Annotated in this window: 14 protein-coding genes; 5 read left to right on the top strand and 9 right to left on the bottom strand. The window is 67.7% G+C overall.

Annotation, left to right across the window (positions count from 1 at the left end; genetic code table 11):
* Positions 1–2 precede the first annotated feature (2 nt).
* From tssE to LQ772_RS05390, 6 genes are all read right to left on the bottom strand, one after another.
* On the bottom strand, positions 3–506 hold the full coding sequence (gene tssE, locus LQ772_RS05415; protein WP_231324730.1) for a type VI secretion system baseplate subunit TssE: 504 nt from the start codon (positions 504–506) through the stop codon (positions 3–5).
* Complete coding sequence (locus tag LQ772_RS05410; RefSeq protein ID WP_425600825.1) at positions 506–1,306, bottom strand: type VI secretion system accessory protein TagJ; 801 nt, start codon at positions 1,304–1,306, stop codon at positions 506–508. Before LQ772_RS05410 ends, tssE begins: the two co-directional genes overlap by 1 nt.
* 53 nt (positions 1,307–1,359) lie before the next feature.
* A complete protein-coding gene (locus LQ772_RS05405; protein ID WP_231324726.1) occupies positions 1,360–1,863 on the bottom strand; it encodes an Hcp family type VI secretion system effector in 504 nt (167 codons plus the stop codon).
* A gap of 159 nt (positions 1,864–2,022) precedes the next feature.
* Positions 2,023–3,516, bottom strand: coding sequence for a type VI secretion system contractile sheath large subunit (tssC, locus tag LQ772_RS05400; protein ID WP_231324724.1), 1,494 nt, complete (start codon positions 3,514–3,516; stop codon positions 2,023–2,025).
* Positions 3,517–3,520: 4 nt separating this feature from the next.
* Entirely contained in the window at positions 3,521–4,027 is a 507-nt protein-coding gene (gene tssB, locus LQ772_RS05395) for a type VI secretion system contractile sheath small subunit (protein ID WP_231324722.1), read from the bottom strand.
* A 384-nt stretch (positions 4,028–4,411) separates the two neighbouring features.
* Positions 4,412–4,972: an ECF-type sigma factor gene (locus LQ772_RS05390; RefSeq protein WP_231324720.1), complete on the bottom strand. Its 561-nt coding sequence runs from the start codon at positions 4,970–4,972 to the stop codon at positions 4,412–4,414.
* Positions 4,973–5,144: 172 nt separating this feature from the next.
* On the opposite strand from LQ772_RS05390, the gene LQ772_RS05385 reads away from it, so the two are divergent.
* The 5 genes from LQ772_RS05385 (at position 5,145) to LQ772_RS05365 (ending at position 9,158) form a co-directional block, all read left to right on the top strand.
* Positions 5,145–6,179, top strand: a complete 1,035-nt coding sequence (locus tag LQ772_RS05385; RefSeq protein ID WP_231324718.1) for an amidohydrolase family protein — start codon at positions 5,145–5,147, stop codon at positions 6,177–6,179.
* Entirely contained in the window at positions 6,176–6,688 is a 513-nt protein-coding gene (locus LQ772_RS05380) for a hypothetical protein (RefSeq protein ID WP_231324717.1), read from the top strand. Before LQ772_RS05385 ends, LQ772_RS05380 begins: the two co-directional genes overlap by 4 nt.
* A 10-nt stretch (positions 6,689–6,698) precedes the next feature.
* Positions 6,699–7,973, top strand: a complete 1,275-nt coding sequence (gene kynU, locus LQ772_RS05375) for a kynureninase (protein WP_231324715.1) — start codon at positions 6,699–6,701, stop codon at positions 7,971–7,973.
* A 1-nt stretch (position 7,974) separates the two neighbouring features.
* On the top strand, positions 7,975–8,592 hold the full coding sequence (locus LQ772_RS05370) for a class I SAM-dependent methyltransferase (protein WP_231324713.1): 618 nt from the start codon (positions 7,975–7,977) through the stop codon (positions 8,590–8,592).
* A 65-nt stretch (positions 8,593–8,657) separates the two neighbouring features.
* A complete protein-coding gene (locus LQ772_RS05365; RefSeq protein WP_231324711.1) occupies positions 8,658–9,158 on the top strand; it encodes a pyridoxamine 5'-phosphate oxidase family protein in 501 nt (166 codons plus the stop codon).
* A gap of 12 nt (positions 9,159–9,170) precedes the next feature.
* Here the strand turns inward: LQ772_RS05365 and LQ772_RS05360 are convergent, their stop codons facing one another.
* The 3 genes from LQ772_RS05360 to proS all read right to left on the bottom strand — a co-directional run bounded on the left by LQ772_RS05360 (position 9,171) and on the right by proS (position 14,489).
* Complete coding sequence (locus tag LQ772_RS05360; RefSeq protein ID WP_231324709.1) at positions 9,171–11,690, bottom strand: PAS domain S-box protein; 2,520 nt, start codon at positions 11,688–11,690, stop codon at positions 9,171–9,173.
* A gap of 154 nt (positions 11,691–11,844) precedes the next feature.
* Positions 11,845–13,140 carry an argininosuccinate lyase gene (gene argH, locus LQ772_RS05355; RefSeq protein WP_231324707.1) on the bottom strand — a complete coding sequence of 432 codons (1,296 nt, stop codon included), beginning with the start codon at positions 13,138–13,140 and terminating at the stop codon, positions 11,845–11,847.
* Positions 13,137–14,489: a proline--tRNA ligase gene (gene proS / locus LQ772_RS05350; protein WP_231324705.1), complete on the bottom strand. Its 1,353-nt coding sequence runs from the start codon at positions 14,487–14,489 to the stop codon at positions 13,137–13,139. Before proS ends, argH begins: the two co-directional genes overlap by 4 nt.
* Positions 14,490–14,496 lie beyond the last annotated feature (7 nt).

The following is a 14,496-nucleotide window of genomic DNA, read 5'->3' as shown; positions in this document are numbered from 1 at the left end:
CTTCAGCCCAGGCTCTCGGAAACGCTGAAGCGGCCGGTTTCCAGGTCGATCTCGGTCTTGAGATAGAGGTTCAGCGGAATCGGCTGGGCCCACATTTCCGATTCGATGTTGAAGACCAGCGACTGCTGGTCCATGCGCTTGCCGTCCGTGTTGACGGCCACGCGCAGCGTGCTCCCGGTCAGGCGTGGTTCGAACGCGATCAGCGCCTCGCGCAGCTGGCGCTGCAGGACGCTCGCATCGACGCCCGAGAGCGCCATGCCGGTCAGGTCCGGGATGCCGAAATTGAGTACCGAGCGGGCCACCTCCGGATAATCGTCCAGCTCCACGCCGCTGCCGAGGTTCACGCAGTTGAGCAGCCAGGAAATGTCTCGCGCCACGCAATCGCGCAGGCGCGTGGCGGAGATCACCCGCTTCTCGCGGCTCTCGTCGGCCTTGCCCGGCTCCTCGTCGGTCAGCCGGTCGAGCAACGAGGGCTGCAAGCGCTCCTGGGTGGTCAGCTCGGCCATCAGGCGGCTGGATCGGTGTTGAAAACGATGGAGCGCACGTCCAGCAGCGAGTATTCGCCCGCGTCGGTCGCGAGCATGCGCTGGCCCAGCCCGACGACCAGGCCGGAATCGCGTTCCTCCCAATCGGTACGACGCGCGAGCACCAGTTCGGCATCGGCCGAACGCTCCGAGGCCGGGTAGCGGCACGGCACGAAGCCGACCGCCTGGCCGCCGTTGCTCCAGGTCACCTGTACCGGCGCCCAGATCTTGTCGCGCAGGTCGGTGGGCGCTTCGAAAACCAGTTGCTTCAAGCGGTCGAACGGCACCCAGGCATAACCGCCGTTGACCACCATTTCCAGGCATGGACCGAAACGCGGGTCCGCGTCGGCGATCCATTCGAATGCCTCGCCGTCGATCTCGCCCGACACGGTCGGCGCCAGTTCGAAGGCCTGTTCACGCAGCGGCGCCGCTTGCGTGTGCTGCCCCTGTGCATCGAGCCTGAGCGCCTGCAGCAGCAGCGCCATCCACTGGGACGGCTCGCCCACCACCGAAGGCATGCGCTCGCCGGCGAGCACGCCGACGCGCATCATTTCGCCCCGCAGGGCCTGCGCATAGGCGCCGGCCATCAGGGTGTTGTTCACGTCCAGTTCGCCGCTGACCTTCAGCTGCGCCTGTGCGCGGTCCCACTGGCCGAGCAGGGCCAGCAGCTGGAACAGGAACACCCGGCAGCGCGCGTCCGCCGGGTTGTTCCGCACCTGCGAGGTGAGGCCCTGCAACGCCTCGTCCAGGCGACCTTCCTTCAGCATGTTCTCGGGTGTCATGGTCACGCCCCTGGAGGTTTCGGGTACGCCCGGGAAGGCGTTGCAGGTCAGGATCAGGCCTTGGCCACGCCCTGGATGTCGTAGGTGAATTCCTTGGCGCCGCCCTGCTTGGCACCCTTGTCGTCCTGCGGCTGGAACGAATACTTGAACTTGCCGAAGTGCAGGGTGATGTTCTCGGTCAGGCGATCTTCGCCGCCGCTGCCGCCGGTCGACACGGAGGTCACCAGCACGCCCTCGGAGAGCTCGATGGTGAGGAAGTCGGTCTGCTCACCGGTGGCGTTGGTGACGTACAGCCAGGCCTGGTCCATGCGACCGCCCGTGCAGACCGCGTCCAGCAGCGCGTTGGAGCAGCCGTCGACGTACTTGGTGATCGAGATGTCCTGCACGTGGGCCTTGCCGCCGCTGGCCGAGCCACCGCCGGTATGCAGGTCGCCGGTGTTGCTCACGCCCCACGACCAGGCAAGGATCGGCACCTCGCCCTTGTGCTTCTTGTGGTTGGACGCGCCTTCGATCTTGACCTTGCCGGCGCCGAACTTGATGTGCATGTCGAATGCCATGAAACCTTCTCCCTACGTTTCGTGATGGATGTTCGATACCGCCGGCGGGACGCGTCCCTGCCCTTCGGATCGTCTTGCTGCGGTGCGGGTGGAACTTCGCCGGTTGGCGCATGCGACACGGCGATGGCGGCATGCGCCGCCATCACCGGTCGTTGAGCGTCAGGCCTTGGCAGCCGACGGCAGGCGCGAGACCAGCCGCAGCGACACGGTGAGACCCTCGAGCTGGTAATGCGGCTTGAGGAAGAACTTGGAGGTGTAGTAGCCCGGTGCGCCCTCGACTTCTTCCACCACCACTTCGGCGGCCGACAGCGGCTTGCGCGCCTTGGTCTCCTCGCTAGAGTTGGCCGGGTCGCCGTCGACGTACTGCATGACCCAGTTGGTCAGCCAGTTCTGCATCTGCTCGCGGTCGCTGAAGGAGCCGATCTTGTCGCGCACGATGCACTTCAGGTAATGCGCGAAGCGGCAGCAGGCGAACATGTACGGCAGGCGGCAGCTCAGCGCGGCGTTGGCGGTGGCGTCCGGATCGTCGTACTCCTCCGGCTTGGCCAGCGACTGGGCGCTGATGAAGGCGGCCATGTCCGAGTTCTTGCGATGCACCAGCGGCATCAGGCCCATCTTGTCCAGCTCCGCCGAACGGCGGTCGGTGATGGCGATCTCGGTCGGGCACTTCATGTCCACGCCGCCGTCGTCGGTCGGGAAGGCGTGCACCGGCAGGCCTTCGACCGCGCCGCCGGACTCGATGCCGCGGATGCGCGAGCACCAGCCGTAGGCCTTGAACGAGCGGTTGATGTTCACCGCCATCGCGTAGGCGGCGTTCTGCCACGTGTACTTGGAGGAATCGGCACCGGCGGTGTCTTCCTCGAAGTCGAACTCCTCCACCGGGTTGGTGGCGGCGCCGTAGGGCAGGCGCGAGAGCGTGCGCGGCATCGCCAGGCCCAGGTACTTGGCGTCGTCCGACTCACGCAGCGAACGCCAGGAGGCGTAGTCGGGCGTGGAGAAGATCTTGGCCAGGTCGCGCGGGTTGGACAGCTCGTTCCAGCTCTCCATGCCCATCAGGCTGGAGTTGGCCGCGGCCAGGAACGGCGCGTGCGCTGCGGCCGCCACCTGGGCGATGCCGCCCAGCAGCTCGACGTCCTGCGGGCTGTGGTCGAAGTAGTAGTCGCCGACAAGGCAGCCGTACGGCTCGCCGCCCAGCTGGCCATATTCCTCTTCGTACATCTTCTTGAAGATCGGGCTCTGGTCCCAGGCGGTGCCCTTGTAGCGCTTGAGCGTCTTGCCCAGCTCCTTCTTGGAGATGTTCATGACGCGGATCTTCAGGAGCTGGTCGGTCTCGGTGTTGTTGACCAGGTAGTGCAGGCCGCGCCAGGCGCTTTCCAGCTTCTGGAAATCGGCGTGGTGCATGATCTGGTTGATCTGCTCGCTGAGCTTGCGGTCGATCTCGGCGATGTAGGCGTTGATCGTCTGGGCGACGTCGTCGGACACCACATCGGACTTGCTCAGCACCTGCTCGGCGAGCGTGCGCACGGCCGACTCGACCTCTTCCTTCGCGCGCTCGCTCTTGGGCTTGAATTCCTTGCTCAGCAGCGCGGCGAAGTCGCCGGCTTCGAGGGTTTCGGTGGCTTGGCCGCGTTCGGCCAGGGTCTCGGTGGACATGTGCTTACTCCCCGTCGCTCGGCTTGGCGGCCGAGACCAGCGACTGCAGCAGGGCCGGATCGTTGATCGCCTGGGCGATCAGCTTCTCCGCGCCGGCCTTGCCGTCCATGTAGGTATTGAGGTTGGCCAGTTGCGTGCGGGCCTCGAGCAGCTTGGCGACCGGGGCGACCCGGCGCGCCACGGCGGCGGGCGAGAAGTCGTCCATGCTCTCGAAGGTGATGTCGACGCTGAGGTTGCCCTCGCCCGTCAGCGTGTTGGGCACCGCGAAGGACACGCGCGGCTTCATCGACTGCAGGCGGCTGTCGAAGTTGTCGACGTCGATCTCCAGCGCCTTGCGGTCCTCGATCGGCGGCAGTTCGGCGTTGTTGGCGCCGGACAGGTCGGACATGACGCCCATCACGAACGGCACCTGCACCTTCTTCTGTGCGCCGTAGACCTCGACGTCGTACTCGATCTGCACCCGCGGCGCGCGGTTGCGCGCGATGAACTTCTGACTGCTTTGCTTGGCCATTGCGGCTGTCTCCTGGGACTTGAGGTCTTCCGGTTGGAACGCGACGCCTGAGGGCACGCCCGCGGACACGCGGCGCAGCGCGCGCACGTCCCTGCAGCGCGTCGACGGCACGGGCGTCGCGGAACGGGACCGTTCCGCTTGCGGCTCTTTCCGACTGGCGTGGCAAAGGGCGGGCTAACGCCTTCCCACTGTTCTAGTGCGTGGGGCCCTTCACGGATCGGCCACGGAAATGAACGAGCCGTTCAGTTAGCGTTCACAAAGAAAACACGGTCGGGACGACGCCCGCAAGAACCCGATAGTGGGCAAGCTCTCCCCTGCCACTCGGGAGGGCATCGTCTACGAGAGGGTTCCTGCAAAGAAGGCCGATAGGCCTGCGCGTCGGCCTCAGGCCTGCAGTTCGCGCTGAAGCCAGGCACGCGCCAGGCGCCACTCGCGTTGCACGGTAGTGGCGGAGATACCCAAGGCGGCGGCGATCTGCTCGGCGCTCAGGCCGACGAAGAACCGCATGGAGACGATGCTGGCCTGGCGCGGGTCGATCTGCTCCAGCGTGTCCAGCGCGTCGAGCAGGCCCACGTAGTCGACGTCGGGCATCAGCGAACCGGAGATTTCGGACAGCTCGATGCGGTCGCAGTCCTGCGGGCGCTTGGCCGCCTGGCGGCGTCGGGCCGAATCGACCAGCACCTCGCGCATCGCCCTTGCGGCCACGCCGAGCAGGTGGCCGCGGCTTTCCCATTGCGGCGGGCTGTTGCCGCCGAACACCTTCAGGTAGGCCTCGTTGACCAGGGCGGTGGCGCTAAGGGTGCTTTCGCTGGTGTTGCGGCGCAGCTGCGCGCCGGCCAGCCGGTGCAGCGCCGCATACATCTGGCGCAGCGCTTCCTCCAGCGCGGCGGTATCGCCCGCCTGCGCCGAATGCAGCAGTCGCGTCACATCGACACTGGTGTTCACGGCTGTGGTGGTCCCTTCCCGCCCCGATGGCCGCGGACCGGCTGGCGCCGATCCCGGACGCGGCCAGACTCGGCCGCTGGGAAAAGTATAGGCCAAAGGCCCGGCAACGACGGGAAGTGGGCCGGGTTTTCGCACTACGGGATCGCCGCGACCGCCCTGCTAGACTCGCCCGATGCTCAAGATCGACACCCACGCGCACATCCTGCCACGCGACTGGCCCAACCTGGCCGCCAAATACGGCAATGACCGCTTCCCGGTCATGACCCACACCGACGGTCGCCACCGCATCTACAAGGACGGCAAGTTTTTCCGCGAAGTGTGGGATTCGGCGTTCGATCCGCAGACCCGCATCGACGACTACGCCCGCTTCGGCGTGGACGTGCAGGTCATTTCCACCGTGCCGGTGCTGTTTTCCTACTGGGCGCCCGGCTACCAGGCGCTGGAGCTGCATCGGCACCTGAACGACCACATGGCGCAGATGTGCCAGGACTACCCGCGCCACTACGCGGGGATCGGCACCGTGCCGCTGCAGGCGCCGGAGCTGGCCATCCGCGAGCTGGAACGCTGCATCGACGAACTGGGCCTGCAGGGCGTGCAGATCGGGTCGCATTGCAACGACTGGAACCTGGACGCGCCGGAGCTGTTCCCGTTCTTCGAGGCGGCCGCGGACCTGGGCGCGGCGATCCTGGTCCATCCATGGGACATGATGGGCACCGACACGATGCCCAAGTACTGGATGCCCTGGCTGGTCGGCATGCCCGCCGAGCAGTCGCGCGCCGGCTGCTGCCTGGCCTTCGGCGGCGTGCTGGAGCGGTTGCCGAAGCTGCGCATCATGCTGGCCCACGGCGGCGGCAGCTTTCCCTGGTCGATCGGCCGCATCGAGCATGGCTTCCGCATGCGCCCGGACCTGGTCGCTACCGACAACCCGCGCAACCCGCGCGAATACTTGAAACGTCTGTACTTCGACTCCTGCGTGCACGACGAGCGGGCGCTGCGGTATCTCCTGGATGTGACCGGCGTCGATCGCGTGATGCTGGGCACCGACTATCCTTTCCCGCTGGGCGAACAGGAGCCCGGCAGCGGCATCGAGGCCTTGAGGCTGGATGAAGCGGACCGTGCTCGGTTGTTCCACGGCACCGCACTGGAATGGCTGGGCCTGCCCTTGCAGCGATTTGTCCCCCAGGCATCTATCCCGGAGCGTTCATGAACCTCTACCGCAGCTTCTTCCTGGCCGGCGCCCTGCTGCTGGCCGGTCCCGCCTGCGCCACCGATGTGAGCATGGCCGGTGGCGATGTCGCCTTCAGCACGCCGGACAACTGGGTCACGATCATGGAAACCCAGGGCGTGCCCGAAATGCGCGTGTTCCAGGTGCCAGACCCCTCGCCCACCGCCCGCGACAACCTCGCCTCGGTCACGGTGGAAGTGGAGCCGGTCGGCGACCTGGCCGCTTTCAACCGGTACGTGGGCAACGCCACCCGCAAGGCAAAGGGGCTGGACGGTTACAAGGCTATCGGCAACCCAGAGGGCCCCAACAGCCAGGCCTATACCGCGCAGGAACACGGTACGGCCTACCGCTACGACGAGCGGTTCTGGTTCAAGAACAACCACGCGGTCCGCCTGCGTTGCGCCCGACCGGCCCGCAGCGAGGCCGGCGCCGCCTGGGCGACCGCATTCGACAAGGGCTGCGACGCGGTCGCCGCCGACCTGGCCCGATGAGGTTCCAAGGATGACGCACTACCAGGCTTCCGCCACGTGGGCGGCCGCCGCCGATGAAGCCGACCCGCTGCGCGCGTTCCGCGACGAGTTCCTGATTCCTCCGCACGAAGGCCGCGATTCGAACTACTTCTGCGGCAACTCGCTGGGTCTGCAGCCGCGCGCGGTGCGCGACTCGGTTGCAGCGGAGCTGGACTACTGGGGCGAGTTGGGCGTGGAAGGCCATTTCAAGGGCCGCTTGCCCTGGATGGACTACCACGAGTTCGTGCGCGACGACCTGGCGCAGGTGGTCGGCGCGCTACCGTCCGAAGTCGTTGCGATGAACACGCTGGGCGTGAACCTGCACCTGATGATGGTGAGCTTCTACCGTCCCTCGCCCGAACGCCACGCGATCCTGATCGAAGCCGGCGCCTTCCCCACCGATCGCTATGCGGTCGAATCGCAGATCCGCTTCCACGGCTACGACCCGGCCACCTCGCTGATCGAGCTGGAGCCGGACGAGCCCAACGGCACGATCTCGGATGCGGCCTTCAAGCGCGCCCTGGCCGAACACGGCGCGCGTACCGCGCTGGTGATGCTCCCGGGCGTGCAGTACCGCACCGGCCAGGCGTTCGACCTGAAGGCGATCGCCCGCCTGGCCCACGCACAGGGTTGCCAGGTCGGGTTCGACCTCGCCCATGCCGTCGGCAACCTGCCGCTGCAGCTGCACGACAGCGACGCGGATTTCGCGATCTGGTGCAGCTACAAGTATTTGAATTCCGGCCCCGGCGCCGTTGGTGGCGCGTTCGTGCACGAGCGCCATGCGCGCGCAGCGTTGCCGCGCTTCGCCGGCTGGTGGGGGCATGACAAGACCACGCGCTTCCAGATGGGTCCGCAGTTCGAGCCCACGCCCGGCGCGGACGGGTGGCAGCTGTCCAACCCGCCGATCCTGGCGCTGGCGCCGCTGCGTGTGTCGCTGGAGCTCTTCCGCCGCGCCGGCATGGCACGACTGCGCGAAAAGTCGCTCGAGCTGACCGGCTATCTCGAATGGCTGGTGCGTACGCAGTTGCCCGACGTGCTGGACATTGTCACGCCCGCCGACCCGGCGCGCCGTGGCGCCCAATTGTCGATCCGCGTGCTCGGCGGCCGCGCCCGTGGGCGCGCGCTCTTCGAGTACCTGATGGCCAATGGCGTTATTGGCGACTGGCGCGAGCCGGACGTCATCCGCATTTCCCCCGCCCCGCTCTACAACCGCCACGCCGATTGCCTGGCCTTTGCGGAGGCGGTGCGGCGCTGGGCTGCCGGCTGACATGTCCGGCGAGCAGGCGCACTGGGAAGGGGTCTACCGCAACCGCTCCGCCCAGGCGGTGAGCTGGTATCGCCCACACCTGGACGTGTCGCTGGCCTTGCTGCGCCAGGTCGGCCTGGGTGCTTCCACGCGGGTGGTCGACGTGGGCGGCGGCGCCTCCACGCTGGTCGATGACCTGCTCGCGCAGGGGCTAGGCGACATCACCGTGCTGGATCTTTCGCAAGCGGCCCTCGATGTCGCGCGCGAACGCCTGGGTCCGCGCGGCGAGGTGGTGCGCTGGCTCGCCACCGATCTTCTTGAAGCCGACCTCGCGCCTGCCGCGTTCGATCTCTGGCACGACCGCGCCGTGCTGCATTTCCTCACCTCGCCGACGCAAACCGCACGCTATGCCGCACAGGCGGCGCGCGCCGTGCGGCCGGGCGGCCATGCCGTGATCGGGGGTTTCGCCCCGGACGGTCCGGAGCGCTGCAGCGGGCTGAAGGTCGCGCGGCGCTCCGCCGGCGACATTGCCGCCCTGCTCGGCCCGGCGTTCCGCCTGCTCGACCAACGGTCCGAGCAGCACACCACGCCCGCCGGCACGTGCCAGGCGTTCGCCTACGCGTTGCTCGAACGGCGCTGACGCGTTTCATCGTGGCTTGATCGCGGATCGGCGAGGGTGGGACCTTCCGCCGCCCGGAGACCGCCATGAAAAACGACGCACCGCACGACGATACCGACCTCAACAAGCTCGGTGAACTGATCGACGACATCGAGGTGGCGATGCTCACCACGCTGGCCGCGGACGGCTCCCTGGTCAGCCGCCCGCTGCAGACGCTCAAGCTCACCGCCGACGGCGAACTGGTGTTCTTCACCGCGGCCGACAGTGCCAAGGTCGACCAGCTCACCGACGACCTGGACGTCAATCTCGCCTACGCCAACCAGGACGACAAATGCTATGTCTCCGTGCGCGGCCGGGCGCGCATCGACCGCGACCAGGCCTTGATCGAGGAGCTGTGGTCGCCGGCGCAGAAGGTGTTTTTCTCCGGCAAGGACGATCCCAACCTCGCGGTCCTTCGCGTGCGCGTGCGCGATGCGATGTACTGGGAGTCGTCGGGCAACTTCGTGGAGCGTGCGCTGGATTTCGCCCGCGGGATGTGGAGCGAGCAGCCGCGCGACCTCGGCCACCAGGGCCACCTCCACGGTTGACGCGGCTTTACGTCAGCCGTCCCGCAGCAGCTGCCGCAATTTGCGTCCCAGTTCGGCGAGCGTATAGGGCTTGCCGAGCAGCGGAGACTGCGGATCCGTCGCGCCGTTGCGTTGCGCCGCCGCGGCCGAGTAGCCGGTGGTGAACAGCACTTTCAGGCCCGGCCGGCGAAGGCGGGCTTCCTCCGCCAGCCGGCGTCCGTCGATCTCTGGCATGACCACGTCGGTCAGCAGCAGCGCAACGTCCGCGTGCGTGGCGAGTTCGTCGAGCGCAGCCTGCGCGCCGTCCGCCTCCAGCACACGGTAGCCCAGCTCCCGCAGGGCCTCGGCAGTGACCTTGCGCACCGCCGGCTCATCGTCCACAAGCAGGATCAATTCTTGTTGTCCGGTCGGCAACGCGGCCGCAGCGGTGGATGCCTTCTGTCCGTCCGCCTCGCCGATCAGCCGCGGCAGATAGACCTTGACGCCGGTGCCGCGACCCGGCTCCGAATAGATCGCGACGTGTCCACCCGATTGCTTGACGAATCCATAGACCTGGCTGAGGCCCAGGCCTGTGCCCTGCCCCGCCTGCTTGGTGGTGAAGAACGGATCGAAGGCGCGCGCGGCCACCTCCGGCGGCATGCCGGTGCCACTGTCGCTGACCGTGATCGACACATAGTCACCTGCTTCCATGTCCGGATGTCCGGCAACGTAGCGCCGATCGAGGCTGGCGTTGGCTGTTTCGATGGTCAGGCGGCCGCCGCCGGGCATGGCGTCACGGGCATTCACGGCGAGATTGAGGATGACGTTCTCAAGCTGGTTCGCATCGACCAGCGTCGGCCACAAACCGGCGCCCGTCAGCACTTCCAGGCGGATGTCCGGCCCGATCGCGTGGCGCAGCAGCTCGGACATGCCCTCCACCAGCACATTGGCGTCCACCGGCCGTGGCTCGAGCGGTTGCTGGCGGGCGAACGCGAGCAGGCGCTGGGTCAGCGTGGCGGCGCGGCTGGCCGCCTCCATGGCGTTCCCGGCGTACCGTTGCTCGGGGGCGTCGTCGGCCAACCGGTGTTGCAGCAGGTCGAGGGAGCCGATCACTACAGCAAGCATGTTGTTGAAGTCGTGCGCGATGCCGCCGGTAAGGTGGCCGACCGCCTCCATCTTCTGGCTTTGCCGCAACGTCGCCTCGGCCTGTGCCAGTGCGCTCGCCTGTTCCTTCTGTTCGGTGACGTCGCGTCCGCTGGCGTAGATCGTGCCTTCGTCCTGGCTGGCGAGCCAGGAAATGCAGCGGTAACTGCCATCCTTGTGCCGCATGCGGTTCTCGAACGCCGGCCCCTTGATCAAGCTCGAAAAGAAGGGACGCTCGCCGACCTCGCGATCGTCGGGGTGGATGAACTCGTAGGCGCGATGCCCGACCACCTCTGTCGCCCGCCAGCCGAGCATCGTGTGCCAGGCGTCGCTGACCTGCAGGAAGTAGCCGCGCTCGTCGACCACCGCCTGCAGGTCGCGCGAATGCTTCCATGCGCGGTCGCGTTCGCGGGTGCGGGCCTCGACCCGTTGCTCGAGCGTTTCGTTGATCTCGCGCAGCCGTTCCTCGGCGGCACGGCGCTCGTCGATCTCGCCTTGCGCCACGGCGTACAGGTTCGCATTGTCGATCGCGATCGCCGCGTGCGCGGCGATGCCGGCCATCAGACGTTCGTGCCGCGCGGAAAAACGCCCCGGCTCGGGATGGCCGAAAAACAACCCGCCCGACACGCGGCCCGAGCGGGAGACCACCGGCACGGCCAGATAGCTGCGCACCGGCGGATGCCCGGGTGGCAGGCCATGGTAGGGCGGACCCTTGCCGTAACGCGGATCGAGCAGGACATCGTCGCAGCGGACGACGCTCTCGCCCGACAGCGTGGGCCGGAACAGGAAGCTGGCCCGCGGCATCGGGTACCGATCGAACACGTGCCGGTCCACGCCGGAGAGGGTGTAGAGCATCATGCTCTCGCCCGCCTCGTTGGTGGTGTTGTAGAAGAACGCGCCCATGCTGGCGCCGATCAGCGCGACGCCGGCATCGGTGACCGTCTGCACGATGCGTTCCAGTTCCAGTTCGCTGGCCACCGTCGCACCCACGCGATTGAGTGTCTCCAGCGCCTGGCTTTCGTCACGCAATGCCCGCTCGGTCTGCACGCGCACCGTGTCGTCGTGCATGGTGAGGACCGCGCCGAGCGGCCTGCCATCGACATCGTGGATCGGGCGCGCGGAGCCCTGCGCGATGATCTCGGAACCGTCCGGACGCCGGATGCGCCAGCAGGCGCCGGTGACGATTTCGCCATCGAGCACCGCCCGCGACAGCGGCAGCTCACGCGACGGATAGGGCCGTCCATCCTCGGTCAGCAACCGGTAGGCGCCGGCGTAGTCGTCCGGGCCTACGTCGAGCCGGGCAACTCCATGCAACCGTGCCGCGGCTTCGTTGACATAGGTGATCTGGCCCGTGGTGTCGACCAGGATCACGCCTTCGGCCAGCTGTCCCAGGACCGCCGCCTGCTCTGCCGCGAGCAGCTCGCGTGGCATGCCCCGCCGACTTTCACCCCCGCTCATGGCAATAGCCCCTGCGCCGACGGGCCGCACGCCGGGCCTTGCGAGATGTCGCTGGCAGGATCGGAGGCATGGCGCGAAGTATCGGCCGGACGCCGTGAACCGCCCCTCAAACGGACTGAACGGTTGTTCAGCCCGGCAGTGCCGCCAGGCGTGCGGCCAGTATTTCCAGCCCCACGTCCCCACCGCCACCGGGCGACACCCGTTCGGCAAGGCTGCGCTCCGGCGTGCGCCCCTCGCCCGCGGCCGCGGCGGCGGCGGCCGCGGCACGATAGGCCTCACGGAACGGTACGCCGGCCGCTGCCTGCTCGATGGCCACATCGGTGGCATACATCGCCGGTTCGATCGCCGCGCGCATGGCCGGCTCGTTCCAGCGCATACGCTCGATCAGGTCGGGCACCAGTTCCAGCGCGGCCAGCCCGTGGGTCATGCCGTGGAAGATCGAGCCCTTGGAAAACTGCAGGTCGCGCTGGTACCCGGTCGGCAGCGACAGCAGCTGCTCGATCTCGCAACGCGCCGCTGCCACGGTGGCGTAGCTGGCACGCAGCAGTTCGACGACGTCCGGGTTGCGCTTGTTGGGCATGATCGAGCTGCCGGTGGTGTACTCCGGCGGCAGGCTGACGAAGCCGAATTCGGCGGTCGTGAACAGCGACAGGTCCCAGGCCAGGCGGCGCAAGTCCAGCAGCGCGCTGGCCATCGCTTCGAGCGCGGCCAGCTCGAATTTGCCGCGCGAAAGCTGCGCGTAGATCGGCGATACCTGCATGCGCGAGAAGCCCAGCGCCGCGGTGGTGTGTTCGCGATCGAGCGGCAGGTTCACGCCGTAGCCGGCGGCCGTACCCAGCGGGTTGGCGTCGATCCAGGCGAGTGTCTGGCGGGCGCGATGCGTGTTGTCGATGAAGGCTTCGGCGAAGCCGGCGAACCACATGGCGGTGGAAGACACCACGGCGCGCTGAAGGTGCGTGTAGCCCGGCAGCGGCAGCGCCGGTTGCGCGGCGCGCTCCAGGCACACGCGCGCGATCGCGCGGCAGTGCCTGGCAAGCGCATCGAGCTTTTCCTTCAACCACAATCGCGTGGCGACCAGGATCTGGTCGTTGCGACTGCGTCCAGTGTGCACGCGCCGGCCGGCATCGCCCAGCCGCTCGGTAAGCCGCGCCTCGATCGCCGAATGGCCGTCCTCGTAACGCTCGTCCAGGACGAAGGCGCCCGAGCGGAAATCCCCGGCCAGCGCGTCGAGCTCGTGCGCGAGCGCCGTAGCCTCCTGCGCACTGACCACGCCGATGCGGGCGAGGCCTTCGACATGCGCCTTGCTGGCGGTGACGTCGTGCAGGAAGAACTCCCGGTCCAGCAGCACGTCGTTGCCGGCGAGGAACCGCATGATCCTGGCGTCGGTCTCGACGCCGGCTTTCTGCCACAGGAGATCGCTCATGACTGGTCGTCCGGATGCAAGGGTGAAAGGGATTGGCGAAGGAAGGCGATCGCGGAGTCGGGCGCCAGTTCGCGCCGCTCGCCGCTCCCCCGGTGCTTGAGTTCCACTGTGCCGCTGTCCAGTCCGCGCGGTCCGACGAGCACTTGCCAGGGCAAGCCGATCAGGTCCATGCGGGCGAACTTCGCGCCGGGCCGTTCGTCGGTGTCGTCGAGCAACACGCTCAGTCCGGCGGACTGCAGGCCGGCGTAGAGCGATGCGCATGCTGCGTCGACGCGGGCGTCGCCGTGCTTCAGATGCAACAGTCCCACCTGGAACGGCGCGACACCGTCCGGCCAGACGATGCCCTGGTCGTCATGGCTGGCCTCGATGATCGCCCCCAGCAGCCGTGACACGCCCACGCCGTAGCAGCCGCCGTGGATCGGCCGTTCGATGCCGTCGGTTCCGCGCACCATGGCCTTCATCGGCACCGAGTATTTGGTGCCGAAGTAGAAGATCTGGCCGACCTCGATGCCGCGTGCTAGCACCTGCCGTTCCGCCGGCACCTCGCGCTCGAAACGGCCGGCGTCGTGCACGTCCTCGGTGGCGGCGTACGGCGCCGTCCATGCGTCGACCAGCGGTGTCAGGTCGCCGTCGTAGTCCACGTCCGCGCCAGGCACGGGCAGATCCAGCACGGCGCGATCGCAGAACACGGCCGATTCGCCGGTCTGCGCCAGCACCAGGAACTCGTGCGAGAGGTCGCCGCCGATCGGGCCGGTTTCCGCACGCATGGGTATCGCCTTGACGCCCATCCGGTCGAACATGCGCAGATAGGCCACGAACATGCGCTGGTAGGAACGGCGTGCGGCGGCTTCGTCCAGGTCGAACGAATAGGCGTCCTTCATGAGGAACTCGCGACCACGCATCACGCCGAAGCGCGGCCGCTGCTCGTCGCGGAACTTCCACTGGAACTGGTAGAGGTTGAGCGGCAGGCTGCGCCAGGAGCTGACGTAGCTGCGGAAGATCTCCGTGATCATTTCCTCGTTGGTCGGCCCGTAAAGCAGCTCGCGTTCGTGGCGATCGCGGATGCGCAGCATCTCCGGGCCGTACGCGTCGTAGCGGCCACTCTCGCGCCACAGGTCGGCCAGTTGCAGCGTGGGCATCAGCAGTTCGACCGCGCCGGCGCGGTCCATTTCCTCGCGCACGATGCGCTCGATGTTTTTCAGCACGCGCAGGCCCAGCGGCAGCCAGGCGTAGATGCCGGCTGCCTCCTGCCGGATCAGGCCGGCGCGAAGCATCAGCCGGTGCGAGGCGATCTGCGCCTCGGCGGGATTTTCCTTGAGGGTGGGTAGCAGGTAGCGGGTCAGGCGCATGGTGGTT

The organism is Frateuria edaphi, from assembly GCF_021117405.1.
GTDB classification, from domain to species: Bacteria; Pseudomonadota; Gammaproteobacteria; order Xanthomonadales; family Rhodanobacteraceae; genus Frateuria_A; species Frateuria_A edaphi.
The sequence above is the reverse complement of the archived record's forward strand: the minus strand, read 5'-3'. Positions and strand labels throughout refer to the sequence as shown.

Coding starts and splice junctions, on each gene's coding strand:
- tssE (WP_231324730.1), bottom strand. CDS start 506: ATGGCCGAGCTGACCACCCAGGAGCGCTTGCAGCCCTCGTTGCTCGAC.
- LQ772_RS05410 (WP_425600825.1), bottom strand. CDS start 1,306: ATGACACCCGAGAACATGCTGAAGGAAGGTCGCCTGGACGAGGCGTTG.
- LQ772_RS05405 (WP_231324726.1), bottom strand. CDS start 1,863: ATGGCATTCGACATGCACATCAAGTTCGGCGCCGGCAAGGTCAAGATC.
- tssC (WP_231324724.1), bottom strand. CDS start 3,516: ATGTCCACCGAGACCCTGGCCGAACGCGGCCAAGCCACCGAAACCCTC.
- tssB (WP_231324722.1), bottom strand. CDS start 4,027: ATGGCCAAGCAAAGCAGTCAGAAGTTCATCGCGCGCAACCGCGCGCCG.
- LQ772_RS05385 (WP_231324718.1), top strand. CDS start 5,145: ATGCTCAAGATCGACACCCACGCGCACATCCTGCCACGCGACTGGCCC.
- LQ772_RS05380 (WP_231324717.1), top strand. CDS start 6,176: ATGAACCTCTACCGCAGCTTCTTCCTGGCCGGCGCCCTGCTGCTGGCC.
- kynU (WP_231324715.1), top strand. CDS start 6,699: ATGACGCACTACCAGGCTTCCGCCACGTGGGCGGCCGCCGCCGATGAA.
- LQ772_RS05370 (WP_231324713.1), top strand. CDS start 7,975: ATGTCCGGCGAGCAGGCGCACTGGGAAGGGGTCTACCGCAACCGCTCC.
- LQ772_RS05365 (WP_231324711.1), top strand. CDS start 8,658: ATGAAAAACGACGCACCGCACGACGATACCGACCTCAACAAGCTCGGT.
- LQ772_RS05360 (WP_231324709.1), bottom strand. CDS start 11,690: ATGCCACGCGAGCTGCTCGCGGCAGAGCAGGCGGCGGTCCTGGGACAG.
- argH (WP_231324707.1), bottom strand. CDS start 13,140: ATGAGCGATCTCCTGTGGCAGAAAGCCGGCGTCGAGACCGACGCCAGG.
- proS (WP_231324705.1), bottom strand. CDS start 14,489: ATGCGCCTGACCCGCTACCTGCTACCCACCCTCAAGGAAAATCCCGCC.